General features: G+C 51.8%; 32 protein-coding genes and 1 tRNA gene. 31 read left to right on the top strand and 2 right to left on the bottom strand.

Translation table 11 applies throughout. From position 1 onward, the window contains the following. The first annotated feature begins 169 nt into the window (after positions 1-169). The 30 genes from RTM13_RS12690 to RTM13_RS20210 all read left to right on the top strand — a co-directional run bounded on the left by RTM13_RS12690 (position 170) and on the right by RTM13_RS20210 (position 20,715). The gene (locus tag RTM13_RS12690; RefSeq protein WP_312212354.1) at positions 170-625 is read left to right on the top strand and encodes a YbcN family protein; all 456 of its coding nucleotides are present in this window, start codon (positions 170-172) and stop codon (positions 623-625) included. Continuing rightward, a complete protein-coding gene (locus tag RTM13_RS12685; protein ID WP_409456039.1) occupies positions 622-792 on the top strand; it encodes a NinE family protein in 171 nt (56 codons plus the stop codon). The genes RTM13_RS12690 and RTM13_RS12685 overlap by 4 nt, the downstream gene beginning before the upstream one ends. Beyond that, on the top strand, positions 785-1,006 hold the full coding sequence (locus tag RTM13_RS12680; RefSeq protein ID WP_409456038.1) for a hypothetical protein: 222 nt from the start codon (positions 785-787) through the stop codon (positions 1,004-1,006). The genes RTM13_RS12685 and RTM13_RS12680 overlap by 8 nt, the downstream gene beginning before the upstream one ends. Then, positions 999-1,604, top strand: coding sequence for a recombination protein NinG (locus RTM13_RS12675; RefSeq protein WP_312212353.1), 606 nt, complete (start codon positions 999-1,001; stop codon positions 1,602-1,604). Before RTM13_RS12680 ends, RTM13_RS12675 begins: the two co-directional genes overlap by 8 nt. 88 nt (positions 1,605-1,692) lie before the next feature. Then, a complete protein-coding gene (locus RTM13_RS12670; RefSeq protein WP_312212352.1) occupies positions 1,693-1,848 on the top strand; it encodes a hypothetical protein in 156 nt (51 codons plus the stop codon). Beyond that, positions 1,845-2,462 carry a hypothetical protein gene (locus RTM13_RS12665; RefSeq protein ID WP_312212351.1) on the top strand — a complete coding sequence of 206 codons (618 nt, stop codon included), beginning with the start codon at positions 1,845-1,847 and terminating at the stop codon, positions 2,460-2,462. The genes RTM13_RS12670 and RTM13_RS12665 overlap by 4 nt, the downstream gene beginning before the upstream one ends. Positions 2,463-2,693: 231 nt before the next feature. Then, positions 2,694-2,771: transfer RNA gene (locus RTM13_RS12660), tRNA-Met, on the top strand. Positions 2,772-2,902: 131 nt separating this feature from the next. Then, a complete protein-coding gene (locus RTM13_RS12655) occupies positions 2,903-3,310 on the top strand; it encodes a hypothetical protein (protein WP_312212350.1) in 408 nt (135 codons plus the stop codon). Positions 3,311-3,312: 2 nt separating this feature from the next. Next, on the top strand, positions 3,313-3,570 hold the full coding sequence (locus RTM13_RS12650; RefSeq protein ID WP_312212349.1) for a hypothetical protein: 258 nt from the start codon (positions 3,313-3,315) through the stop codon (positions 3,568-3,570). Beyond that, positions 3,567-4,034: a glycoside hydrolase family protein gene (locus RTM13_RS12645; RefSeq protein WP_312212348.1), complete on the top strand. Its 468-nt coding sequence runs from the start codon at positions 3,567-3,569 to the stop codon at positions 4,032-4,034. The genes RTM13_RS12650 and RTM13_RS12645 overlap by 4 nt, the downstream gene beginning before the upstream one ends. After that, the gene (locus RTM13_RS12640) at positions 4,031-4,369 is read left to right on the top strand and encodes a hypothetical protein (protein ID WP_312212347.1); all 339 of its coding nucleotides are present in this window, start codon (positions 4,031-4,033) and stop codon (positions 4,367-4,369) included. The genes RTM13_RS12645 and RTM13_RS12640 overlap by 4 nt, the downstream gene beginning before the upstream one ends. Continuing rightward, positions 4,366-4,659: a hypothetical protein gene (locus RTM13_RS12635; RefSeq protein WP_312212346.1), complete on the top strand. Its 294-nt coding sequence runs from the start codon at positions 4,366-4,368 to the stop codon at positions 4,657-4,659. Before RTM13_RS12640 ends, RTM13_RS12635 begins: the two co-directional genes overlap by 4 nt. A gap of 129 nt (positions 4,660-4,788) precedes the next feature. Next, a complete protein-coding gene (locus RTM13_RS12630; RefSeq protein ID WP_312212345.1) occupies positions 4,789-5,004 on the top strand; it encodes a hypothetical protein in 216 nt (71 codons plus the stop codon). A gap of 53 nt (positions 5,005-5,057) precedes the next feature. After that, positions 5,058-5,291: a hypothetical protein gene (locus RTM13_RS12625; protein WP_312212344.1), complete on the top strand. Its 234-nt coding sequence runs from the start codon at positions 5,058-5,060 to the stop codon at positions 5,289-5,291. Next, positions 5,266-6,336 carry a hypothetical protein gene (locus RTM13_RS12620; protein WP_312212343.1) on the top strand — a complete coding sequence of 357 codons (1,071 nt, stop codon included), beginning with the start codon at positions 5,266-5,268 and terminating at the stop codon, positions 6,334-6,336. Before RTM13_RS12625 ends, RTM13_RS12620 begins: the two co-directional genes overlap by 26 nt. A 15-nt stretch (positions 6,337-6,351) precedes the next feature. Further along, positions 6,352-6,618: a hypothetical protein gene (locus RTM13_RS12615; RefSeq protein ID WP_312212342.1), complete on the top strand. Its 267-nt coding sequence runs from the start codon at positions 6,352-6,354 to the stop codon at positions 6,616-6,618. Between the two features lie 50 nt (positions 6,619-6,668). After that, positions 6,669-6,911: a DUF2560 family protein gene (locus tag RTM13_RS12610; protein ID WP_312212341.1), complete on the top strand. Its 243-nt coding sequence runs from the start codon at positions 6,669-6,671 to the stop codon at positions 6,909-6,911. Positions 6,912-6,922: 11 nt separating this feature from the next. Further along, positions 6,923-7,408, top strand: coding sequence for a DNA-packaging protein (locus RTM13_RS12605; RefSeq protein ID WP_312212340.1), 486 nt, complete (start codon positions 6,923-6,925; stop codon positions 7,406-7,408). 151 nt (positions 7,409-7,559) lie between these two features. Then, positions 7,560-8,885, top strand: a complete 1,326-nt coding sequence (locus tag RTM13_RS12600) for a terminase large subunit domain-containing protein (protein WP_312212428.1) — start codon at positions 7,560-7,562, stop codon at positions 8,883-8,885. Continuing rightward, complete coding sequence (locus RTM13_RS12595) at positions 8,886-11,066, top strand: portal protein (RefSeq protein ID WP_312212339.1); 2,181 nt, start codon at positions 8,886-8,888, stop codon at positions 11,064-11,066. An 11-nt stretch (positions 11,067-11,077) separates the two neighbouring features. Further along, positions 11,078-11,986, top strand: coding sequence for a scaffolding protein (locus tag RTM13_RS12590; protein WP_312212338.1), 909 nt, complete (start codon positions 11,078-11,080; stop codon positions 11,984-11,986). Next, positions 11,986-13,290, top strand: a complete 1,305-nt coding sequence (locus RTM13_RS12585) for a P22 phage major capsid protein family protein (RefSeq protein WP_312212337.1) — start codon at positions 11,986-11,988, stop codon at positions 13,288-13,290. The genes RTM13_RS12590 and RTM13_RS12585 overlap by 1 nt, the downstream gene beginning before the upstream one ends. A gap of 39 nt (positions 13,291-13,329) precedes the next feature. Next, entirely contained in the window at positions 13,330-13,602 is a 273-nt protein-coding gene (locus RTM13_RS12580; protein WP_312212336.1) for a hypothetical protein, read from the top strand. Beyond that, entirely contained in the window at positions 13,538-14,047 is a 510-nt protein-coding gene (locus tag RTM13_RS12575; RefSeq protein WP_312212427.1) for a packaged DNA stabilization gp4 family protein, read from the top strand. The genes RTM13_RS12580 and RTM13_RS12575 overlap by 65 nt, the downstream gene beginning before the upstream one ends. Next, positions 14,013-15,431, top strand: coding sequence for a packaged DNA stabilization protein (locus RTM13_RS12570; protein ID WP_312212335.1), 1,419 nt, complete (start codon positions 14,013-14,015; stop codon positions 15,429-15,431). Before RTM13_RS12575 ends, RTM13_RS12570 begins: the two co-directional genes overlap by 35 nt. Then, entirely contained in the window at positions 15,431-16,111 is a 681-nt protein-coding gene (locus tag RTM13_RS12565) for a phage tail protein (RefSeq protein ID WP_312212334.1), read from the top strand. Before RTM13_RS12570 ends, RTM13_RS12565 begins: the two co-directional genes overlap by 1 nt. After that, positions 16,108-16,488, top strand: a complete 381-nt coding sequence (locus RTM13_RS12560; RefSeq protein ID WP_312212333.1) for a hypothetical protein — start codon at positions 16,108-16,110, stop codon at positions 16,486-16,488. The genes RTM13_RS12565 and RTM13_RS12560 overlap by 4 nt, the downstream gene beginning before the upstream one ends. After that, positions 16,472-17,080, top strand: coding sequence for a DNA transfer protein (locus tag RTM13_RS12555; RefSeq protein ID WP_312212332.1), 609 nt, complete (start codon positions 16,472-16,474; stop codon positions 17,078-17,080). The genes RTM13_RS12560 and RTM13_RS12555 overlap by 17 nt, the downstream gene beginning before the upstream one ends. Positions 17,081-17,089: 9 nt before the next feature. Next, the gene (locus RTM13_RS12550) at positions 17,090-18,292 is read left to right on the top strand and encodes a phage DNA ejection protein (RefSeq protein WP_312212331.1); all 1,203 of its coding nucleotides are present in this window, start codon (positions 17,090-17,092) and stop codon (positions 18,290-18,292) included. Then, the gene (locus RTM13_RS20210; RefSeq protein WP_409456037.1) at positions 18,292-20,715 is read left to right on the top strand and encodes a hypothetical protein; all 2,424 of its coding nucleotides are present in this window, start codon (positions 18,292-18,294) and stop codon (positions 20,713-20,715) included. Before RTM13_RS12550 ends, RTM13_RS20210 begins: the two co-directional genes overlap by 1 nt. Before the next feature lie 3 nt (positions 20,716-20,718). Here RTM13_RS20210 and RTM13_RS12540 read toward each other — a convergent pair whose 3' ends face one another. Beyond that, positions 20,719-20,934, bottom strand: coding sequence for a hypothetical protein (locus tag RTM13_RS12540; RefSeq protein WP_312212330.1), 216 nt, complete (start codon positions 20,932-20,934; stop codon positions 20,719-20,721). 94 nt (positions 20,935-21,028) lie between these two features. Between RTM13_RS12540 and RTM13_RS12535 the strand changes: the two genes are divergently transcribed. After that, positions 21,029-22,948, top strand: coding sequence for a phage tailspike protein (locus tag RTM13_RS12535; protein WP_312212329.1), 1,920 nt, complete (start codon positions 21,029-21,031; stop codon positions 22,946-22,948). Positions 22,949-22,981: 33 nt separating this feature from the next. On the opposite strand, the gene RTM13_RS12530 is transcribed toward RTM13_RS12535, so the two are convergent. Continuing rightward, the gene (locus RTM13_RS12530; RefSeq protein WP_312212328.1) at positions 22,982-24,907 is read right to left on the bottom strand and encodes an acyltransferase family protein; all 1,926 of its coding nucleotides are present in this window, start codon (positions 24,905-24,907) and stop codon (positions 22,982-22,984) included. Positions 24,908-25,006 lie beyond the last annotated feature (99 nt).

Below are 25,006 nucleotides of genomic sequence, written 5' to 3'. Positions count from 1 at the left end.
AACAACTGCATGGGTTCTGAACAAACCCGCCCGGCCCGAACAGCCATAGCTCGTGTGTCATAGATGAGACCATATCTATGACGCAACTGAACGCAACATCTCTCCCGTCACAGATGCTTAACGGCACCTGCGATTTTCTGCATTCTGCGGTCTCTCCTCAGGAGGTCGCATGACTCTTCCAGTAGACGGTATCAAACTCCATCGCGGCAACTTCGCAGCCATCGGTTCGCAGATTCAGCCATTGCTGGATGCTGGTCAGTGCTTCCGACTTCAGGTTAAGCCGTGGCGAGAGAAGCGCAGCCTGTCTCAAAATGCGCTAAGCCATATGTGGTATACCGAAATCAGCGAATACCTCATCAAGTCCGGGCGCAATGACGCTACTCCGGAATGGGTTAAGCGCAACCTCAAAAAGACTTATCTCGGCTGCGAAGAAGTCACCTATACCGACTTCATCACCGGCGCAAAGGAAACCACCTGGGAACCTCGCCACACGTCGCAGCTCGATACTGGTGAGATGCATATCTTCCTGTGCAAAGTCGAAGCGTGGTGCGCTCAGTTCGGTCTGGCGCTGACTATTCCGTCTGGCTGCGAGTTTCAGCAGCTACGCGATAAGCAGGAGGCATGATGCATAGCCCCCTCGCTCGACTCATAGATCGTCACATCTACCGCGTGCGCAAAGAGAAGCGTAAGCCTTCTCCGCTGCCGTCAGAAATACCAACCCTCAAAAACTACACCGCCAGCCTGTGGGACTCCCGCTGGGCCCGTCTGGCTGCACGGAGGAATCATGGATAAGTTGCCCCGCAATTTCGGATGGAATCGCCTGAAGCTGGCGACCCTGAGCTATGAGGAGCTTTCACGGCTGGAAGATGACGTTAAAGCCAATCATGCCTGCAGCGATGGCATCAGCATGTACGACAAGTCCGGGTACAAGAAGCTGGATGCGTTGAGCTGGGCCGTTTATCACAAGCAGAAAGCTGAGCGTAAAGGAGAGGCTAATCATGGCTAATCTCCCTCGCCGCAAATGCAAGGTCTGCAACGAATGGTTTATGCCAGCCTTCGATAACATCCGTTGGTGCTGCCCTGAGCACGGCACTATCTACGCTCTCGACCTCCGCGCAAAGGAGAAGGTGAAAGCCGAGGCTAAGCGCATCAAGGCGCAGCATGAAGAGGAGAAATCTTATCGCCAGCGCCTGACTGAGCGGCGCAAAGAGGTTAAGCCATTACGCCACTGGGTGCAGATGACGCAGCGAGCAGTCAATGATTATCGCCGCGAGCTGCTTCTTTCGCAGGGGCATGGCTGTATCTCTTGCGGAACCATGACCGCGCCGGTCTGGCATGCCGGGCATTACCGTACCACCGCCGCCGCCCCACAGTTGCGCTTCAAAGCAGAAAATATATGGGTCCAGTGTCCCGCCTGTAATGTGCACAAGTCAGGAAATATCGAAGCTTACCGGGCTGCCCTCGTCGAGCTGATAGGCGAAGAGAGTGTGCAGGCGCTGGAATCCAACAACGAAACCCATCGTTACACCCGAGAAGAACTGGATCGCATTCGTGCTGAAGCCAGGGCCAACCTTCGCGCCATTAAAGAGGAGTGCGCCGCATGAGCATCGAAACCATTTACTGCATCGGCTACGTGGCTCTCATCGCCGCGCTAGTGTGTCGTGACTTCCTGTATAGCCGGAGGACGGCGTAATGAACCGATCCGATATCGAGCGCTACCAGCGTGAATCCATCCTCCGCGCCGGATTCGACATCAACCGACGCGGCCCCGGTGGCACAGCACAGCAGATTATCCGCAACAGTGAGCGCCGCAAGGCACAGGCAAAGCAGAAAGAGGTAGCAGCATGAAACGACTAAGCCCGGTGTTCTCGATGGTTAACTTTACCGATGATGCTCAGTTTCGTAAGGTCTGGCGGCATCCGAAAAAGACGATCACCACAAAGCAACGCGCCTGGGTTCACTACATGCTTTCAGTATGGGGCAAGGTTAACCGCGGCGATGACTCTCCAGCTGGCGCTATCAACGTAATCGGTAGGCTGATGATCCGCAGCCAGTGGAGCGAGGACAAAGCCCGGCAGATTGAACGGGTCGTAATGCGGCTATTCGAAGAAGACGGACTGAGGGGCGAGGCGCTGTATAAGAAAGCTCGCGAACTGGTTATACCTCAGTCATCACCAAGCAACATCATCGCTCTCGCCAAAGAATCAGATGATGCCGCTTTTGTAGAAAGCGTAATGGTTAAGGCCTTTCATCGTGAAAGCCCAGTCCGCGATGTAGCCATTAAACGCTACTGCGAGTGCAACTGCACGCAAGATATTGCCAGGCAGATTAGCTATCACACAGGGATCGAGACGGGAGCCGCCCGCAGACGCGTGAAATGGTGCGAGGATGTTCTCGATGCAGAAATCTTTTACGCCATGAAGCGAGAAATGGAGAAAGAAATTACTCTCGAAGCCGCTTAAGTAAAAAATATTTTCTGAAAGTGTTGCTTTCGCGAAATGAAAGTGTATATTTTGCTGTATGCTCGGGAGCAAAAAGCGAAAGAGCAGGTGATGAAGTGCAAGATGACAGCGCTCATGAATCGGGAACATCGAAATCCCAAAAGCTAAATTGTGTGGCGACAGCAAAAACGCGACTTGAGCCATCACCAAAAATATAAGCCACTGGTTAACGCCGGTGGCTTTGTCTTTTCTGGGCTGGAAGCTCATTTGGTATGAGCGATCCCCTCATAAGGGAAGGGTAGATAGGTTCGAATCCTTCGCGGCCCACCAAATAAAAAACTCCCTCTGCCAGCCTAGCGCTGGCTTTTTGTTTTGCGCCCGAGATTATTTCCCCCCTCTCGATACCGGCGCTTTTTTATTCACAGCAGGCCGGAATGTTCCGGGCAGCCGGAGACGGCCTCATGGCGTTTGATCTTTTAAATAAAGAGTTCTTTCTGGGTGTCGGAGGTTCGCTTGGTTACATCCTGGCGGGCGGCATGGCATTTTCCAGAGTCTGGATGAGTAACAAGGCTAAGAACGCCAATGACACCCAGCATATCGACATGTTGGATCGTCAGGATAAAAGCATTGACCGGCTAGAGTCCAAAAACGCCAGCCTTGAAAAGCAGCTCGAAGAAAAAAATAAAGAGCTGACCCAATACTTCAAAGACCTATCCATAGCAACAGGTAAGCTCCAGTTAATCGAGCACCAGTTGGAGCTTCTCAAGCAGCAGAATGAATCGCTATCGCAGCAGGTTAATTTGCTGACAGAGACCAACCGGGAGCTTGCAAAAGAGATTGCTCACTTGCGTGCCACCATGAGGATTTAACTATGACAGGCACCGCAAATCACATCCCGGACAATGAACTTATGAGGCCATGGTACAGACAGTGGCAACTGTGGCTGATGGTATCGGTATGCGCTCTTGGCGTCTTCATTGGTGGCGTAGTTTCAGGCTACTTCATGTTCCGTGCTGAAAGCCTGCAGCGCACCGAGCAGCGCGACAAGAAAGTTGAAGAGATTCAGAAGAAGCTCGACACCCTACCAGAGCAACTCAAAGCCGCAGAAAAAGAGGGCGAGAATAAATGAGCCAGATTATCCCGATCCTCAACCATGAAGAGGGCTATCGAGAGAAGCCGTATATTGACACTGAGGGCTACCCCACGGTTGGTATCGGTATCAAGATTGGCCCAAAAGGCGCAGCACTGAAATATTACACCTTCACCGTTCCGCGTGCTGTTGGTGATTTGTGGGCGCAGACATTCGTTGATGGCGTAATCCGCGAGTGCCGCAGTAACACATTCATCAACGCAGCCATGCAGAAAAGCAACCCGGCGCGGCAGGACATCCTCATCTCGATGGCCTATCAGATGGGCGTGGTCGGGTTGGCGGGGTTCAAGAACACTCTAGCGCTTATCGCCGTTGGTAAATTCACTGAGGCTGCTAACGGCATGCTGAGCAGCAAGTGGGCTAAGCAAACGCCTAACCGCGCCCAGCGCCATGCTGAGGTTATGCGTACTGGCACCTACGACATCTACAAGGGTCTGATATGAGCGTCTGGATTGTCATCATCGCTTCTATTGCTGCCGTGGTCCTGCTTCTGCAGCGCTTCACCAAAATGGAATTTGTCTCCCACGCTCGAATCCTGTTTAAAGCCTGGTCAGTATGGCTGAGTACGGCCGGTGCAACGCTGATGGTATTCCTGATGAGTGCGCCGGATACGCTACTGAGCGCCTGGAACTCACTTCCCGACGAGATTAAAAGCCTCATCCCGCCGCAATGGTTGTCGTATATCGGACCCGGGCTGGTAATGCTCGGCGTAGCTTCTCAGTTCATCCGGCAGCGAAAATTGCTGGAAGAGAAGCGTCAGTTGGAGCGCAGGTTATGAGTGAGTTCCTTAACCCGTTTGGTGTCGTAACGGTGATCGGAGCGATTATCGCGTTCGCCGCGGCCTTTTTCGGTATCGGGCACCTGAAAGGGAAGTCCTCCGCTGAGAAGGCGTCTACCGAACGTGAAACCAAAGCGATGCTCGACGATATCAAGAAGACATCCGAAGCGCGTCAGCAGTCAGCCAGTGAGGCTAAGCATGTTACAGAAAACGTTACTCGCATGTCTGATAGCGATGTCGATAGCCGGTTGCGCAGGGACTGGCGAATACCCTCCGATAAAGATAATTGATACCGGCTGCGAATGGACGTCTTACATCTACCTCACTGACAGCGACATCACCAACCTGTCACCGCAGGCTAAACGGCAAATCCTGACGCACAACGAAACCCGCCAGGCACGCTGCGAGAAGGAAACCAAGTGAGCTTCTACACGCTATGGAATATCGCTGCAGCGTTTGGCCTGGGCGTTCTCTTCTGGAATCTCCGGATGCAGCACCGAGACCGCGAGCACCTCAAAGAGATTCAGCGCCTCAATGAAGAGCACCTCCGCTCTATCAGTAAGCTCCGGGATGATCACCTGAACAGCCTCAACAAGGCGATGGAAGACATCAAGAGCATCATGAGCAAGAAGTAGCCATTACAGAGGCTGTTCACGAGCAGCTTCGATAATGGTTAAAGGAGAATGTCATGGCAACGAGAGACGAAACATTAACGACCGACTGGAAGCAGATTACTGACGGCACTCAAAGCGTGTCTATTCAGGTTACTAGCGGAACAGCATGGTTTCGTGACTCGCCTACCAAACCAGCCACCAATGCACAGGGGCATCAGGTTCCATCACCTCGTTGGCTGGGAGTGACTCCTCCTCAGCAGATGTGGGGCAGGTCATCAGGCGGTGAAGCAAAAATTCTTATTACGTGAGGCGATCATGGGACTCTTTCCGCAAGACGGCTTCTCGCCACCGCAACGCGTAATGACCGACAAGGTGACAACTACAGAGCTTGAGATCGGCAAGGTAGTCACTAACCAGCCAGATCAGGGGGCAGGCGCGTCTATCACTGGTGATGCACCTAAGCAAAAGCTAAACCTCGCAATTCCAAAAGGCGTAGACGGACAGTCTCCAGCTCCTAACGCTTTGTCGATAGGGACGGTAACCACAGGCCAGCCTGCCACCCAGGCAGCGGCAAGCGTAACAGGTGAAGCCCCAAGCCAAACTCTCAACCTAACCATCCCTCAAGGTGCTACAGGTCCTGTTGGCCCACAAGGTCCTACCGGACCACAGGGAGCAACAGGTGCGCAAGGCCCTAAAGGTGATAAGGGAGACAAAGGCGACCCGGGTGTTGCAGGTGATACCGGATTGACTGGACCCAAAGGAGACAAGGGCGACGCCGGAGCAATGGGTGCGCAAGGCATTCAGGGACCAAAGGGTGATCCAGGTGCTCAAGGGCCAAAAGGAGATACCGGACTTACAGGTCCAGCTGGCGCGGTAGGTCCTAAAGGTGACACAGGTGCTCAGGGTAATGCCGGTCCTAAAGGTGATGCCGGTGCAGCAGGCCCCAAAGGTGACACTGGGGCAGCAGGCGTTAAAGGAGATCCAGGGCCGCAAGGAGTGCAGGGTGTCAAGGGCGATGCAGGCCCTACCGGCGCTATTGGGCCACAAGGGCCAAAGGGAGACACAGGCCCTCGCGGAACCTCGCTTTACAGTGAGCAGATATCGGCAACTGTAGTAACTGCTGGCGCGAAGATCGCTGTCAAGTTCGCAAGCACCTACACATCTCCCCCCACAGTAGACGGAATCACATCCTGGAATAACAACCAGATGGTTTCTGGTTTTGCTTCAGACATCACAACAACCGGATGCAACGTCACGGTTAAGCAATCCGTTGGCACTCTGCTGCTGAATGGCAGCCCATTTACTGATGCTCCTGCTGGCGTTACGTGCAGGCTATTAGTTGTCGGTTCATAAACACAGGAGACATAAATGTCCATCAAACGTCACCAGTTGCCGCTGTACAAAGGCAAAGACCATCAAGTCCGCGCCCTGAAGATTAAAGAAATCCATCAGGATCCGGACGGTGCTGCATACCTCACGCCGGAAGACGAGTCCTACCCACAGTTTCAGGTGTCGGCTGAGTTCATGAGCCAGAACAAGCCGAAAGAGGGCGGCTACTACGTCGAGTCGGTTGATGGTCAGCCGTACTACATCGAAGCGAAAGACTTCACCAAAGAGTACTCACTGCTGAAGTGATCATTACAGAGCATCTCAAGGGGTGCTCGATAATGACAAAGGAGACCACCATGTCCGATGTAACCGCACAAACCGATCTGACCTCACAGCAGCAATTGCGACTCGACGTTCTCGCGCTCGTTCAATACGACACAGCAGCAGCAAAGAAGGCAATCGACGATATCGCAGATGACCCGCTGAAGCTTGAGCTATTCAAGCGCCAGTACACGCTGGCACAAAGCGAGCCCACAGCAGTATCCCGCACAACCAAAGCGCTACAGGGCATGAAAGAAGCTCTGCCGCTGTTTGAGTAAGGCAATAACGAATGGCAGCACCAAAGGGTAACCGATTCTGGGAGGCCCGCAGCAGTCATGGGCGTAATCCTAAGTTCGAATCGCCTGAGGCGCTGTGGCAAGCCTGCTGTGAGTATTTTGAATGGGCAGATGACAACCCGCTGTGGGAGGGGAAAGTATTCTCCTATCAGGGTGAAATCATAAAAGCGACACTGCCAAAAATGCGGGCGATGACCATTAGCGGGCTTTGTATCTTTCTAGATATCACTCGGCAAACCTGGGGAACCTTCCGCGCAATGGAAGGCTTTTCTGACATCACAGCACGAGCAGAAGAAATCATCTACGACCAGAAGTTCTCTGGTGCAGCTGCTGACCTTCTCAACGCAAATATCATCGCCCGTGACCTGGGCCTTAAAGAGCAATCGCAAGTTGAAGACGTGACACCTGAGAAGGGAGATCGCGACAAGCGGCGCTCTCGCATTCAGGAGCTTCTTTCACGTGGACACCGCGATTCTTGATGGGCTGTCAGACGAAGAGCAGGTAGAACTGCTTGAGCTTCTGGAGGAAGAGGAAAGGTATCGAGCGACTCACCTGCTTTATGAATACCGGCCGTATGGAAAGCAACGGGAGTTTATCGACGCTGGCGCTGAATACCCTGAACGCTGCTTCATGGCCGGTAACCAGTTGGGTAAGTCATTCACCGGTGGAGCCGAGGTGGCCTTTCACCTGACGGGGCGCTACCCTGGAACCGCTAGCTATCCTGTTGACGGTGCTTTTGGTGGAGAATGGCAAGGCAAGCGCTTCACGACGCCTGTGGTGTTTTGGGTTGGTGGAGAGACAAACGAAACAGTAACCAAGACTACCCAGCGCATACTGTGCGGCCGTATCGAAGAGAATGACGAACCCGGTTACGGCTCAATCCCTAAAGAAGACATCATCAGTTGGAAGAAATCGCCCTTCTATCCGAACCTTGTAGATCACATTCTGGTCCGTCACCACACTGCCGCTGGCGTAGTGGATGGCATGTCTATCTGCTATTTCAAGCCTTACTCACAAGGTCGGGCACGCTGGCAGGGTGACACAATTCATGGTGTCTGGTTCGACGAAGAGCCGCCATACAGCATCTACGGCGAAGGTCTGACGCGTACCAACAAGTATGGACAGTTCTCGCTTCTGACATTCACCCCGCTGATGGGCATGTCTGACGTAGTAACCAAGTTCGTGAAGAACCCCAGCAAGGCGCAGAAGGTTGTCAACATGACAATCTATGACGCTGACCACTACACGGAAGAGCAGAAAGAACAGATCGTCGCCTCATATCCGGAGCATGAGCGTGAAGCTCGCGCCCGCGGCATTCCGACAATGGGTAGTGGTCGCATCTTCCAGATCTCGGAAGAAACCATCAAGTGCCAGCCATTCGAATGCCCCGAGCATTTCTATGTGATAAACGCCCTCGACTTCGGATGGGATCACCCGCAGGCGCATATCCAGTTGTGGTGGGATAAAGACGAGGATGTCTTTTACCTGGCAAGGGTCTGGAAGCAGAAAGAGAAGACCGCCACTGAGGCATGGAGTGCGGTTAAGTCGTGGAACCATCGCATACCAACAGCATGGCCACATGACGGGCATCAGCACGAGAAAGGTGGCGGTGAGCAGTTGCGCACACAATATGCCGATGCTGGATTCCTGATGCTTCCTGAACACGCTACGTGGCCTGATGGTGGCAACGCAGTAGAGCCGGGCATAACAGAACTACGAGACCTTATGCTTGAAGGCCGGTTCAGAGTTTTTAATACCTGTGAGTCTTTCTTTGATGAATTCAGGCTCTATCACCGCGACGAGAACGGAAAGATCGTCAAGATAAACGATGACGTGCTGTCAGCCGTCCGTTACGGCTACATGATGCGACGCTTCGCAAGAATGATGCGCGACATCAAGACGCCAAAAGAGAAAAAGATGCCTGCACCAATTCGCCCAATCCCCCGGAGTAGATAAATGGCCGATACCAATGAGAAATTGCAGACCATTCTCCGGAAGTTCGACCGGGACTGGTCGGCAAGCGACGAGGCCAGGACAGAGGCAAGCAACGACTTATTCTTCTCCCGAGTATCACAATGGGATGACTGGCTGAGCGACTACACGACGCTGCAGTACCGTGGGCAGTTCGACGTTGTTAAGCCGAAGGTCCGCAAGCTCGTTGCTGAGATGCGCAAGAATCCAGTCGATGTGCTGTATAAGCCGAAGGACGGAGCCAGCCCTGACGCTGCTGATATCCTGATGGGAATGTACCGCACAGATATGCGGCATAACACTGCGAAGATTAGCGTTAACATCGCAGTGCGTGAGCAGATAGAGGCGGGAGTTGGTGCCTGGCGCCTGATTACAGAGTACGAAGACCAGAACCCCACCAGTAACAACCAGATTATCCGGCGCGTTCCGATTCACGAGGCGTGTTCGCATGTCGTGTGGGACAGCAACTCCAAGCAGCTCGACAAAAGCGACGCTATGCACTGCACCATCATCAGTGCGATGAGCAAAGATGGCTGGGATGCGTTTGCTGAAGAGCATGGTCTTGATGCTGATGACTACCCGACCTTCCAGTCCCCTTCCTCCAACTGGATATTCCCTTGGGCAACCAGCGAGACATTCTATGTCGGCGAATATTACGAAGTGGAAGAGAAGAAAGAGACTGTATTCATCTATCAGGATCCGCTGACAGGTGAGCCGGTAAGCTACTTCAAAGCCGATATTAAAGACGTTATCGAGGAACTCGCAGATAAGGGAATGGTGAAGATTGGTGAGCGCAAGGTTAAGCGGCGCCGGGTGTATAAAAGCCTCATCACCATGACCGAAATCCTGAAAGACCGTGAGCGCATTGCTGGCGAGCATATCCCTGTTGTGCCAGTGTATGGTGAGTGGGCGTTTGCTGGCGACAAGGAAGTTTACGAGGGCATCGTTCGCGGCACCAAAGATGGACAGCGTCTGCGTAACATGATCATGTCGTTCAATGCTGACATCGTGGCTGTGAAGCCTCAACGCGTGCCTTACTTCTATCCTGAGCAGGTGGCAGGCTATGAACAAATGCACGACAGCGGGAACGCCTATCGCTACAAACTCATCAACCGCACTGATGAGAATGGCAGTGACCTGCCGCCGGGGCCAATCCAGTTCGAGGAGCCTGTTCAGGTTCCACAGGCCAATGCCTACATGCTGGAAGCTGCAACTAATGCGGTGGAGCAGACAGCCAGCGTGGGGGTCGATGCTGAGGATATCGGCGGTCGGCAGGTGGCTTTCGATACCGTTAATCAGATCAACATGCGTGCTGACCTGGACACCTACGTGTTTCAGGACAACCTGGCTACGGCTATGCGGCGTGATGGCGAGATTTACGCGGCGATGGTCAGCGATATCTACGACGTACCGCGCAACGTTACCATGACACTGGAGGATGGCAGCGAGAAGGAGGTTCAGCTCTATTCACAGGAGCTAGATCTCCAGACGGGTAGCATCGTAACGCTCAACGATATCAGTGGGCGCTATGAGTGCTATACGGATGTTGGCCCGTCGTTCCAGTCGATGAAAGAGCAGAATCGCGCCGAGATTCTGGAGTTACTCAGCAAAACACCGCAGGGCACGCCAGAGTATCAGCTTCTCATGCTGCAGTACTTCACCCTGCTTGATGGAAAAGGTGTTGAGCTTATGCGTGATTATGCCAACAAGCAGCTTATCACTATGGGTGCTAAGAACCCTGAGACGCCTGAAGAGCAACAGTGGCTGGCGGAAGCGCAGCAGGCTAAGCAAGGTCAGCAAGACCCTGTCACGCTGGCAGCCATGGGCGAGTATCTGCAAGGTCAGGCTGAGCTTATCAAGGCTCAGAACCAGCAGACCCAGATTCAGGTCGAGGCGGCTAAGGTTGAGGGGCAAAACCAGCTCACTGCGGCCAAGATTGCCGAGATATTTAACGGCATGGATTCGGATAAGCAGAAAGATCTCAGAGAAGCGCTTTCAACCATCACTAAATTCCAGCAACAGAGCAGCGACAACGCCCGCGCTAATGCTGAGTTAATCCTTAAGGGCAATAGTCAGGCGCACTCCCAGCGCATGGACGTTGCCAACATCCTGCAATCGCAGAGACAAACTTCACCCTCCGGCGGCGTAGCCGAGACACCTCAATAAGAGAGTTAATCATGACCGATACCACCGAAATTCAGGCAACTGAAGACTCATCCGCGCACGTCGATAACGCGGCGGCATCCGCAGTCGATACAGCGTCACATGCCAGTGGCGATGGTGTGCACGATGAAGGATTCGAGATTGTCCTGAAGGACGATGAGACCAAACCAAAACAGGATCCGGCACTCAATGCGCAATTTGCACAGCGTCGCCTTGAGCGCAAGCGTCAGCGCGAGCTTGAGCAGCGGGCAGAGGCCGTGCAGCGCGGAGAAATCCCGGAAGACCTGCGTGTAAAACCTGAGTTGCCAGCACAGCCAGACTACAACGACTTCTTCTCAGATGAAGCGTTGGAGAAATATGGCTGGGACACCAATCGTGCACAGGCGGCATTTAATCAGGCCAATAATGAATGGCACATGAAGGCGCTGGATGCCCGCAGTAATGCGGTAGCAGAACAGGGACGAAAAACTCAGGAATTTACCCGACATTCAGCACAAATCGTTGAGGCAGTACGTAAGCACTATGATGCGGCAGAGAAGCTAAACCTGCCGGATTATCAGGAGAAAGAGGAAGTGTTCCGCCAGGCAGTCCCGCCAGATGTGGACACAACCATTATGGACCTCTTCCCTGAGAAGTCGGCAGCGATCATCTATCACCTGGGGTCAAACCCGGAGAAATTACGCCGCATTTTAGCGCTGGACGGTCAGCGTGCGCTCATCGAACTCACTAGGTTATCTGAACAATTAACTCTCAAGCCTCGTGCTAACGCGAGATCTAACGCCCCGCAGGCAGATGAGCCTGTGCAGGGAAGTGTTGCCGCTGCGAACGTATCAGCCATTCAGAAAAAGATGGATGAAGCAGCGAAGAAAGGCGACACGGAAGCTTATCGCAAGTACAAGGCTCAGCTTAAAGGAATTAAATAATGGCTCTTAACGAAGGTCAAATGGTAACCCTCGCAGTAGACGAGGTTATCGAAACAATGCAGAACATCATGCCGATGGTCGATAAGGTCAGCAAATACTCGCCGCCGGGTCGTGAAATGCAGCGCGGAGACAACACGATCTGGATGCCGGTTGAGCAGGAAGCACCGACCCAGCGCGGTTGGGACCTCACAGACAAAGAAACCGATCTGCTGGAACTGAACGTCAAGGTAACTCTCGACGATCCGGATAACGATTTCTTCGACATTCGTGCCGATGATGTACGTGACGAAACCACCTACCGTCGCCGTATCGCAGCATCAGCCAAGAAACTGGCGAACAACGTAGAGCTGGAAATTGCCCGCACCGCAGCGGAGATGGGTTCACTGATTGTTACCAGTACCGGCCCGATCGGCAATGCAAATACCGGCTGGGACTTCATCTCTGAAGCTGAATCCCTGATGTTCTCCCGCGAGCTTAACCGCGACGCTGGTCTGAGCTTCTTCTTCAACGCCAACGACTACCGTGGCGCTGGCCGTGATCTGGCGGGCAAGGACTTCTACGGCCGCATTCAGGATGACGCTTACACCAAAGGTGTGATTCAGAAGCAGGTTGCTGGGTTCAATGATGTCCTGCGCTCACCAAAACTGCCTACTCTGGTTGGATCTACTGCTACTGGTGTGACTGTTTCTGGTGCACAAAAGTTCAAGCCGCAATCATGGCGCCTGAACGAAGATAACTCACGTGAAAACGTGGATAACCGCTTCGCAACGGTGAATGTCAGCTCCGGAACTGGATTTAAGCGCGGAGACAAAATCTCCTTCGCCGGCGTCAAGTTCCTGGCTCAGATGGCGAAAAACGTACTGGTTCAGGACGCGACATTCTCTGTCGTGGCTGTGAACGGGGACGCTATCACCATCACGCCGAAGCCTATCGCACTGGACGACACCTCGTTGACCGCGGCTGAGCGTGCCTATGCGAACGTTAACACCTCGCTGGCCGCCGGTGCGGCAATCAACGTGCTGAACACTGACACTGCACCGACAAACGTTTTCTGGGCTGATGACGCTATCCGTCTGGTATCGCAGCCGATCCCGCTGAACCATAACCTGTTTGCTGGTATGAAGTCCGAGGCGTTCAGCATTCCGGGAACCGGTCTGAACGGCGTAATCGCATTCCAGGGTGATATCTCCACCTTCAGCGGCAAGTGCCGTATCGCTCTGTGGTACAAGTCCACTGCCGTGCGTCCGGAAGCTATCGGTGTTGGCCTGGCGAATCAGGATGTCGCAACTGCCATTGAAGGCTGATGATAAGGGGCTTCGGCCCCTTTCTTACTGGAGAACATCATGAGCACGATGCTTTACAAAGAAGGCAAGGGGACGCGTGTCTGGGGCAAGCAGTACAATACCATCGTAGTAAAGGATTCGGACGTTGATTCGCATCTTGCCGAAGGCTGGCATAAACACCCTGACGATGTTCATGCTCAGAAGGCTGAACAACCCAAAATCAAGCGCACCCGCAAGACCAATGCCGAAGCGGCTGAAGAGGTAGATGATGAGCATGTCGACGAAGGGCGATCTGGTTCTGGCGGCACTTCGGAAGTTGGGAGTGGCGTCTGATGCCACATTGACCGACGTCGAGCCGCAGTCAGTCGAAGATGCTGTTAACGACCTAGAAATGATGATGGCGGAGTGGTATCAGGACGGTGCAGGCATTATCACCGGTTACGTTTTCTCATCAGACGATAACCCTCCTGCTACTGGCGACGAACACGGCATGCGATCGTCGAAGGTGAGTGCTGTTGTTTTCAACCTCGCGGTGCGTATTGCTCCTGACTACGCAGTCGAGCCTTCTGCAAAAATCGTAACGAGCGCCCGAAACGGGAAAGAGCTGCTTTACAAATCAACCGCGCTAACCCGCGCAGAAAGCTCTGGACGTCTTTGTTACCCCAATCGCATGCCAGTAGGATCCGGAAATAGAGGAGCCACGCTGAGCAATATTAATTTCTACCACAGACGGGAAAAGAAAGATGCCGACAGTTCAACTCCCTCTGATGAAGGGTAACGGGAAAAATCACCGGGACGCCGATTACATTGACTATCTTCCTGTGAACATGCTGGCGACACCGAAAGAGGTGCTCAATAGCAGCGGTTATTTACGTTCCTTTCCTGGCATAGAGAAGCGTGGAGATGTGAGCGGATCATCGCGTGGTGTCGAGTACAATACCGCCCAGAATGCTGTGTATCGCGTATGTGGTGGAAAGCTTTACAAGGAGCAGGAAGAGGTTGGTGATGTCGCTGGTTCGGGTCGGGTTTCTATGGCTCATGGGAGAACCTCTCAGGCCGTGGGTACCAATGGGCAACTTACTGAGTATCGCTACGACGGCACGACCAAGACAGTAACAAACTGGCCGACAGATAGTGGGTTTACTCAGTATGAATTAGGTTCAGTGCGTGACATCACTCGATTACGTGGTCGATACGCCTGGTCGAAAGATAATTCTGACTCCTGGTTTATTACTGACCTCGAAGACGAATCGCACCCTGATCGTTACAGCGCAGAGTATCGAGCCGAGTCGCAACCTGACGGGATAATTGGCATTGGGACATGGCGTGATTTCATCGTCTGTTTCGGTTCATCGACGATTGAGTATTTTTCGCTGACAGGAGCTACAACGGTAGGCGCATCACTATATGTGGCTCAACCATCCCTGATGGTACAGAAGGGTATCGCCGGGACGTACTGCAAAACTCCATTTGCCGACTCTCACGCCTTTATCAGCCATCCGGCCACTGGCGCTCCATCCATTTATGTGATTAGTTCAGGCCAGGCATCTCCGATAGCCACAGCAAGCATCGAGAAGATTCTCCGCTCATATACTGCCGATGAACTGGCAACCGGTGTCATGGAGACGCTGAGGTTCGACTCACACGAATTGTTGATAATCCACCTGCCACGCCAAGTGTTGGTTTATGACGCTGCCGCTAGCCAGAATGGCCCTCAGTGGTGCGTACTCAAGACAGGCCTGTACGATGATGTTTATCGGGCAATCGACTTCATGTATGAAGGGAATCAGATAACCTGTGGCGACAAGTTAGATTCGTTTACGGGGCAGATGCAATTCGACATCAGCAGCCAGTACGACACTCAGCAGGAGCACCTGCTCTATACGCCACTTTTCAGGGCAGATAATGCCAGGGTGTTCGACTTCGAGATTGAAGCATCGACTGGCGTTGCACAATACGCAGATCGACTTTTCCTGTCTGCAACCACCGATGGCATCAACTACGGGCAAGAGCAGATGATTGAGCAGAATGCGCCTTTTGTTTACGACAAGCGGGTGCTGTGGAAGCGGGTCGGACGCATCAGGCGGTTAGTAGGCTTTAAGGTAAGGGTCATCACAAAATCGCCAGTAACACTATCTGGATGCCAGATAAGGATTGAGTAATGGCAGATGGTTCACTCAATACACCGGTAATTGTGCAAGCGACGAGGCTTGATGCTTCCATACTTCCCAGAAACATCTTCAGTCAGTCCTATCTGCTGTATGTGATCGCGCAGGGAACAGATCTTGGGAATGTGGCTGGTAAGGCTAACGAGGCGGGGCAGGGAGCTTATGACGCTCAGGTTAAGAATGACGAACAGGATATAACGCTTGCCAACCATGAAGGGAGGATCACCGCCAATACTAACGCGATAAACCTAGTTGAGGTCAGGGTAACAACAGCAGAGGGAAAGATTGTAACCTTGCGTAGCGACGTTGATTACCTACTAGACGAGGTGGTCGATATTCAGGCGGAAATTGTCACCATAAACGGCGATATTGACGCAATACAGGCTGATTACGTATCAAAAACGGTTACGACATCTCAAACTCTAGCATCACCTCTCAATGTCACAACTTCTTACTCTGTCGGCGGCACAAAGGTCGTAGGCGCAAGGCAAACGGGATGGACTGCTGCGACCGGAGCCGCGCTGCTTGGTTCGTTTAACGCAAGTCAGACCTATACCGTCAGCGACGTATATACCCAGGCTCAGATTCAGGCGCTGGCGAACGGTATTCAACAAGCCAGGCAAAGAATCAAGGCGCTTGAGGATATGGCGCGGACTCATGGACTAATCGCATGACTTCAATAGACAAAGTTACTGGCTCACAGCTCATGAGACTATGGGGTGTCTCTTCATGGCCCGAAATTGAAGGCGATTACTTGCTTTGGTGCGGGGTCGGAATATTTGTTTGCCTAGATTTTGGCGATCATGTGGACCTGCATATGGCGATGAAGCGCGGTGAGCGCCACCGATGTAGGGATGCTGTGGCGGATGTTCTGGATCTGATTGGCAATCGAGAGATACATGCGCCAATACGTATTGAGCACAAGCAGGTGTGTAATCTGGCTAAAAAGTTTGGGTTTATCGAAACATGGCGCGGAGAGGTCGAATATGTCGATGACACTCGCGGAAAGTTAATTTTAATGAAGAGGTATGCCAATGGGCGGTATTGCTAAAGGTATTGGTAATGCAATTGGTAGCGTAGTCGGTGGCATCACCGGTTCAAATGCCGCGGCTGATGCTCAAGTAAAAGCTGGTAATCAAGCAAACCAAACGGCATGGAATATTTACCAGGACCAGAAGCAAACCAATCAGCCATTCCTAAATGCTGGGCTTACTGGTCTGAGTGGGCTTACAAGTATAGCAGGTCAGCCAATTAATCGTAATCAGCTTCTGTCAGATTACTATAACTCTCCTGAATACCAGATGATGGGCGCTCAGGCTCGTTATCAGGCGTTGCAGGGAGCAGAGGCTACCGGTGGTCTAGGCAGCACCGCGACCGGAAACGTTCTTTCATCCATCGCGCCGCAACTCGGGCAAAACTATCTGTCCATGATGACCGACCAGCAGAACAACATGTACGGCCAGTTGCTCGGCCTTACAAATGTTGGCTTGTCCGCTGCCGGCGCTAACAATGCCGCCAGTGGCAACTACTCTAATGCATATGGCCAGAATATAGGGCAGATTGGCGCTGCGCGTGCGGGCAAGGCTACTGCCGGATTTAACAACCTTATGCAAATTGGTCAAACTTTGGCAGGCTTATTCTGAGGGTGAACCATGGTAGATCCTATTGATTACAGCGCAGGTCTTGGTAGGGCCATCCTTGTGGGAAATCAGGCGGCGCAAGGCATCCAGCAGGTTCGCGCTAATCGGCAGCAGATGGCTGACCAGGAAGCAGCGAAAGCAACCGCCATACAATTCCAGCAAGACTGGAAGTCATCATTTGGAGATCCGCAAAAGATGACAGCTCTTGCCGCCAAATATCCCGGACAAATGGAAGCTATTAAGGCTGGCATCGGTTTTCAGAATGAACAGCATCAGATTGATCTTGGTAATGCAGCTCGAGACCTTCGCATTGCCATAGCATCCGGAAATCCGCAAGCAATTGGGGTGGCCGCATCACGAAATGCCGGGGTGCTAGGCACTATTGGTTCGTCTCCAGAAGAAATACTGCAACAATATCAGCAAGATCCTCAGTCCCTTGCCCACATTGTAGATGCGGTAGGCTTGAGCGCTCTCGGACCCAAAGATTATTACGGCGTGACTGGAGATAGAGCAAAGCTTGCCGAGCAGATCAGGAGCAATCAGGCCGGCGAGGCGCTCACTGCGCGAGGACAGGATATTACTGTTCGAGGACAGAACATCAGTGCACAGAATGCCGCTTTGTCACGCGAGATCCAAAAGGCTGAGCTGCAGGATAAAGCTCTTGATCGCCAGATCGCGCGTGAAACAAACACGCTGAAGCTTGAGGAGTTGAGGCAGAAGCAGACTGATGTGCGACAGAAAGCAGAGGTCGCTCGTGCTGACAGGCAGGCAACGGCGCAGGGCGCGGTAGATACGTTCAGCACCGCTCTTGATTCGCTTGGCGAAATCGAGAAAAGCCCGGGCCTTGCCAAGGCTGTTGGTGTCCGCTCAGCTTTCCCAACCATTCCTGGCTCTGACGCGGCGAACTTTGAAGCCCGTCTTGACACGTTTAAGGCTCAGACGTTTCTCCCTATGGTAGCCAGCCTGAAAGGCATGGGGGCGCTGTCAGATGCTGAGGGTAAAAAGCTTTCTGATGCCGTAGGGGCTCTCAGTCCGAAAATGAGTGAAGACGCCTTCAGGTCTTCTATCGGCAAGATCCGCACTCAGCTTGAGAGCAAGCTTGGTAACGTCAAAAAACAATTCGACTACCAGGAGCCGCCTGCGCAATCCACAACATTACAGCCAGCACCACAGCCGCAACAACAGGCTGGCTTCTCTTCACTATGGGGTGACTAATGGCTAAGGCATGGAAAGACGTGCTCTCGTCGCAGCAGTATCAGGCATTGGCACCAGAACAGAAAGCACAGGCTCAGGAGCAGTATTTCAATGAAGTTGTAGCGCCTCAGGCTGGAAGCAACGCAGAGCAGGCGCGTCAGCAGTTCTATGCAGCCTATCCCGTAGCCACCGCGGAACAACAGTCGTCTGAAATGTGGCGCGATCAGCCGCAGCCCGGCGGCCAGAGTGCTGCCTGGGGAGATAGAGCGCCGCAAACCCGAGGTCGGGAACTAGGCGAAGCTGCAATGGAAACGGGGCGCGGGCTTCTCCAGGCTGGCGTGAATATTGCGAACATCCCGGCAGAACTTGCTGATGCCATTACCAGCGCCGGGGCATGGGCGGGGCAAAAGCTCGGCCTGGGTGATGGCACCTACACTCCAGCGCCACGAGTGACCACTCAGGGGCTGGAGCAGGACTTCGGGCTTAGCCGTGGCACCCTCACTCCTAATACGGTAGAAGGCCGGATCTTTGCTGAAGCATTGCCATACCTGACCCCAATTGGCGCAGAGCGGGTCGCCGCAAGCGCACCAACATTAGCTGGGCGAGTGGCTAATGCCGCAGGACGCCTTACCGCAGAGAACGTGACCGGAGCGCTAGCTGCGAATAGTGGAGAAGATGGATCGGCGTCTAAATTCATCGGTGAGCTTGGTACTGGTGTCGCCGCAGGCGGTGCGGTTAACTTGGCAGCGAAAGGAATCAGCGCTGGCATTCGTGCTATGGGGAATCGTGGTGTTGAAGAGGCGGCAAACACACTTCGCAACGCAATGACGCAAGGCTCACAGCCAAGCAGAATTGATGATACGGCCAGAATTATCGCGGAGTCGCCAGATAAGTCACTATTACAGCGAAATGTTCAGGTTGGCGCTGCGACGTCGGAGGCTGCATCGGTCACCCCTCAGGTATATCGAGCAGCTGAAGAAGTCAGGCCTAACCAGAGCGTTATTGATGCCGCCAAGCGCCTCGGAATGGAAAGCGAATTGCTCCCGTCTCACTTCTCCAATAACCCAACGTACAGGGCGATTGAGCAGGGACTTAAATCAGTACCTGCCAGCCAGTTGGCAGCCAAAGAACACACTGCCATCGCTTCACTCGCTCAAAAAGCCGATGACCTGATCGAGATGGCGGGCGGCCAGCAAAATAGGGTGGCGCTTTCTGACCGGCTCAAAACTGAGTCGACAAAAGCTATTGATGCTCTGACATCCCAATCAGATGCTATTTACAGCGAAATCAGCAAGGCCATTCCGGCCAGAACGCAGGTGACAGCCAACAGCACTCTCGACCTTCTGAAGAGTAAGGCGGACGATCTCGGCGGCCTGGAGAACCTCTCGCCTGTAGAGCGGACCGTTCTCAGTCGCATGCAAGGTAAGACAGTTGTTAATCCTGACGGCACTAAAACAGTAACTCCTCCAACATTCGCACTACTGGACAATACCCGGAAGCAGATCGGCGCAGCGCTCAGCAGAGGTGAGGGTCCATTCAAAGACCAGACAAGTTCTGAGTTAAAGCGGCTTTACTCCGCTATCACTGATGACCAGGCTACAGTTGTTGCGGCCAATGGAATGGGTGACAAATGGAATGTTGCCAAAAGCCTCGTAGCGCAGCGAAAGCAGCTAGAAGACCACATGGTGACTGCTCTCGGCAAAGACCTGAGCGGCACGCTTTCAGCGCGGTTGTCTCCGGCGGTGCAGAACCTTAGAAAGGGCAACGTGTCGCAGTTCAACCAAATGCTCGACTCCACACCGCCACATATGCGGCAGGAGGTTGTTGCTTCCGCACTGAACGATGCTTTCACGCTGGGCTCAAGGAAAGAGCAGCAGCTCAATATCCCGGGCTTTGTTGACTGGTACTCGGGAGCGCAGCGTAATGGATCGCTGTCTGCTGTAACGAAACATCTACCGGCTGACGCAACAAAACGATTGCGTGATCTGTATACGGTGGCCAACGGCATACGCACAGCGAAAACTAGTGAAATATCCACTGGGCGCATTCAGTCGCTTCTTGACCAGTTCGATAAGGAAGGGGGGATGATCTCAAAGATATACAACATCGGGAAGAAAGCTGCAGCGGCAGAGGGGGTAACATCGGCTGTAGGAATGCCAGGCTTTGGTACAGTTTCTGTTATTGCTTCAACATTGGGTAAAAATAAAACGGCAAGGACTGTGGCCGCAGACCAACTGATTGCATCACATCATTTCCGAAATGCAGCAAAGCTCATGGCTGGTAGCGACAGTGTGAAAGCGGCAACAGCAAGAGCTAATGTTGAAAAGGCTCTGATGAGGAGCAATCAATATAAAAAATGGGCAGCCACGCTTGACGCATCTGAGAGGCAGGCAATTGCTAAAGTTGGACTGATAGCATGGCTGCAAGGAACGCCTAACGAATAGTGACTACCTATTCTGAATCGTGTTTTTAATCTCATCTATCGCCATGCCTAGCTGCTCGATCTCTTCAACCATCTTCTTTAATAGAAGCTCGTGCGCATCCAGACATTTTATAGTTATGTCGTTACTGGATCTTATTTTCCCAAGGATGGAAACAGCCCTAGCAATTTGAATAGCTATAAAAACAAGTACGATGAGAATCATCCACAAAGCTAAATCCATAAATCCTCCAGTGTTTTAACCAATTATAACCGACCTTTAACGCAAGGCCGTGCAACTTTTGTTGTGCGGCTTTTTTTATGCCCGGAGCCCAATAATGGCAGACATCAACGCCAATGTGGTAGTTAGCAATCCTCGCGCACTTTTTACAGCGAGCAGATCCCTCAAAGCTCTTGTTAACGGGCGAATCTATATCGGTGAAATCGATACAGACCCAACACTGCCTTCTAACCAAATCCCAGTATACATAGAAAATGAGGATGGAAGCCTCGTACAAATTCCGCAGCCATTAATAATTAACAGCGGTGGGCACATTGTCTATCTCGGGCAGGTCGTCAAAGTAGTGACCGAGAAAGGCCACAGCATGGCCGTCTATGATGCTTTCCTCCATCTACAGGATTACATCCCCAACGTACTTAAGTATGAGCCAGATCAGTTTAGGGCAGAAATTGAGGGTGTAGATGGTTACAAGCACATTCCTAGCCTGTGGCGTGTGTTATCAGAAATGCCTGTTGAATATTTCCGATCATCCGGAATGTCAGATCAGCAGGTTATTGAAGCTGCCAATAACTACGGCAATGCAAACGGGGTGGCGATCCTATTTGAAACGGACAGGCTGTATGAGGTTGAAACGCTAACCGTTAAGTGCGACTGGCGTGGAAAATCTACAATAAAACGGAAGGCCGGAACCTCATTAACGTTGCTGTCCTTTACCAACGGCAGAACGGTTTCTGGCTTGACCATTGATGGGAATAACTCACAATGCAGTGGATACGCCAGTAACATCCTGATGAACGCAGTGAGCGGAGCAGTTTTCGAAAACGGATCCTCTATTAATGCCCTTGGCCATAGCATTGAGATAAACAACAGCAGCACTACAGATGACAACCGACAACCAAACCGGCTTAGCCATCTGATGATCGCAGGGACAACTGTTGGGCATGGTATTAGTCTCTATGACGCAGCATCCGAAATCATTGACGATATTAACGTTAGTGGTTGTGCTGGCGGTGTGGTTGGCGGGGGCAGTCAGCGGGGTATCAGACCTGTCAGAATGTCCCGCATTGATGCTCACCATAACCGCGACGCTGGTATTGCCACAGGGTTCATTTCCACCGTGGATACGCCGGTATATGAAATGGTATCCATCATAGATGCATACTCCCATCACAACGGGAAAAACGGCTTTGCTGTCCAGTCCCACCACACAACCCTTACAAGCTGTCATGCGTACCGAAACGGAACGCTAACGGAGCATCAGGGATTCCTGATAAATGCCGACAGTGTGACGCTTTCCTCACTCATTGCATTTGAAAATGCCGGGGTGGGATACGATTTTGGTGACTGTCGTAAGTGCACCGGAACCAGCCTGATCGCAGAGTCCAACGGGTGGATAGGTCTTGAAATCAACTCCTGCGAGGATATGGCCTTCTCCGGCATTGTGATGAACGACAACTTCAAGGGTCAGCCTGACGGGGAGATGCAGGCGGCTATAACCATCCATAAAGGGAATGGTGGTTACCCGTTCCAGGGTGATAATAAGAACATTGCGATTTCAGGTGCGGCTATTCGTGGCGGAGATGGTCAACGCTATGCGGTATATGTAGATTCGAATTCGTTCAACGTTGCCTTGTCTTCAATTAGCGCCAAATCGGCCGCTCTTTTGGATGACATTTACACTGCGTCCTCTAACGTATCAGTAAGCAACTGTGTTACCAGGTGGGATCCGCTTGGGCAGGCACGTGCCATTATTTCTAGTGGTGCGCTATCAATCCCAAGCATTGCAGATTCAGTTTCAGTAAACGGAACTGGTAGTGTTATTAATGTAAACATTTTGAACGGAGGTGCTTTCGTCAAAGATCGCACAGTCAGGCTGATAGCAGTGAATGGGTTTACACTTGAAAACTCAGGCCCATCAGGCACAGGGAACTTATTTTTAGGGTCAAGCAGGGTAATTGTGGCAGGTGACTTTATTAAGCTATGGTCAGATGGATCAGGCGGCTGGAAGTTGGGGTAATTTAAAAACGGGGCCATAGAGGCCCCTTAATATTTATTTTAACCCTTTGAATATTTCTTCTTTGTTATATTCGATCAGGTATCGTGCTCCGGCTTTAGTCAGATGCCCCCAGTCTATCGCGGTGAGATTGGAGGCCCCCGGCGCAGTGCGCACCAGACACCCTTCCTTGTTACACATCGACGAGACAGCAGATATATAGTCAGCGCCCATAGCTTTTACTCGAGGCTTCAGATACTCATCAAAATGGAAAATATCCTGAACGAGTCCCGCACTCATATGCTCGGGCGGCATGGCCTTATTGTCTTGATAGAACTTAATGACCTGCCGTAAGAGACTATCCTGCCATTCCGGAACCGGCCCTATTATGACAATTCTTGATTCAGGTGAAACAGTTTTTATTTTGTTTATAGTCTCTGAAAGTTTACTTGCCGTCCATTCCATATCATTAGAGGCGTTTCCTCCATGAGTCATCCATGAAATAAGAATTACCTTCGGCTTAACTTCGGAGACAAATTTCAGCTTCTGCTCATTAGCAACGAGCAGGTCCTTACCTGAGTCAGTGAATCTTCCGCTAACAAAGAATGGAGGCCCGTTACCATCTGTTGCCTGGCTGATTTTTGCTTTGTAGCCATTCGTTTTAAGTACGGATTTGAGCCCTGAATAAAATGTCGCTGCGTATGAGTCACCCCAGATGAAAACCTGATCTGAGTTTGTTGAAATGCACCCGTTCTTTACAGACGTATCAGGGTCTACCGAGTGGCAAACCATGTTCCGCACTTCACCAGGGAAATCAAAGAACTTATACGGCTCGGTGATAGATGAATACTCACCAATTGATCCATTTATCGCCCTGCCTGGTATGCCATCTGAGTTGAACGTGAAAATGCCGACCAGACCCAACGAGAAAACTCCTGCAACCAGAGAGCGCAGCATTGCAGGTTTTTTCGCGCCAAACCTTACGGGAGACTCGATACATTTGTATGTGAAAATAGCCAGCACAAAGCAGAACGCCATCAGCCAGCATTTTACTGTATCTGAGGGTTCTCCAGCGCCAATAATTCGTGCTGATGAATACACAGGCCAGTGCCAGAGGTAAAGAGGGTAGCTAATAATGCCTATATAAACTAAAGGTTTTAATGATAAGACTTTATTAACAACACCATTCTCACTTAGGATCAGCAAGGTAGCGCCTGCAACAGGAATAACAGCAATATAACCTGGGAACGCCATTGATTCGTTGATGAGCGCTATAGATACAGCCAGTAAAACCAGACCGCAAAATGAGATGATATTCTCCTGCTTCTGGCTGAATGATGCTTTGTGATTGGATTTATAACCAGCAAGTAGCGCTCCAAACATCAATTCCCAGAATCGAGACAATGGCGAGTAATAGTTAGAACCCGAAGTAGAGTGCATAGTGTATACGCCAGCAACGAAGCTGATCATAAGCACTGATGCGCTCGTCACGTAAAGCGATCTCTTAGTCTTTGCGAAGGCCATAAGCAGCAATGGCCAGAACAAATAGAACTGCTCTTCAACGCCAAGAGACCACAGATGTAGCAACGGCTTCAGCTGTGAGCTACTGTCAAAATAACCCGACTCACTCCACAGCATCAGGTTTGATATAAAGAATGCCCCTCCGAAAATGTGCTTCCCTAGCGATGAGTAATCACCCTGTAAAAAAAGAAACCAACCAAACACATAACATGTTGATAATACTAACAGCAGGGCAGGGAATATCCTCATTACCCTCTTCTTATAAAACCCTGAGATAGTAAAGGATCCAGCTTTCACATCTTTAATGATGATACTGGTTATCAGGTACCCGGAAATAACGAAGAATATATCCACGCCAACAAAACCACCAGGCAGTAATGATGGAAAGAAGTGGAAAACCAGCACCGACAAAACAGCCACAGCCCGCAGCCCGTCGATGTCACGCCTGTATTTTATCATCATGATTTAAGTCTTAATACAATGGAATATTTATCGCCGGATAATACACGGCGAGACATGTTAAGTTAAGATCTATCTCTACCTCAGCAGGGCATTGTTGCG

The sequence above is a fragment of the Pseudescherichia sp. genome, from assembly GCF_031979925.1.
Lineage (GTDB): Bacteria > Pseudomonadota > Gammaproteobacteria > Enterobacterales > Enterobacteriaceae > Pseudescherichia.
The sequence above is the reverse complement of the archived record's forward strand: the minus strand, read 5'-3'. Positions and strand labels throughout refer to the sequence as shown.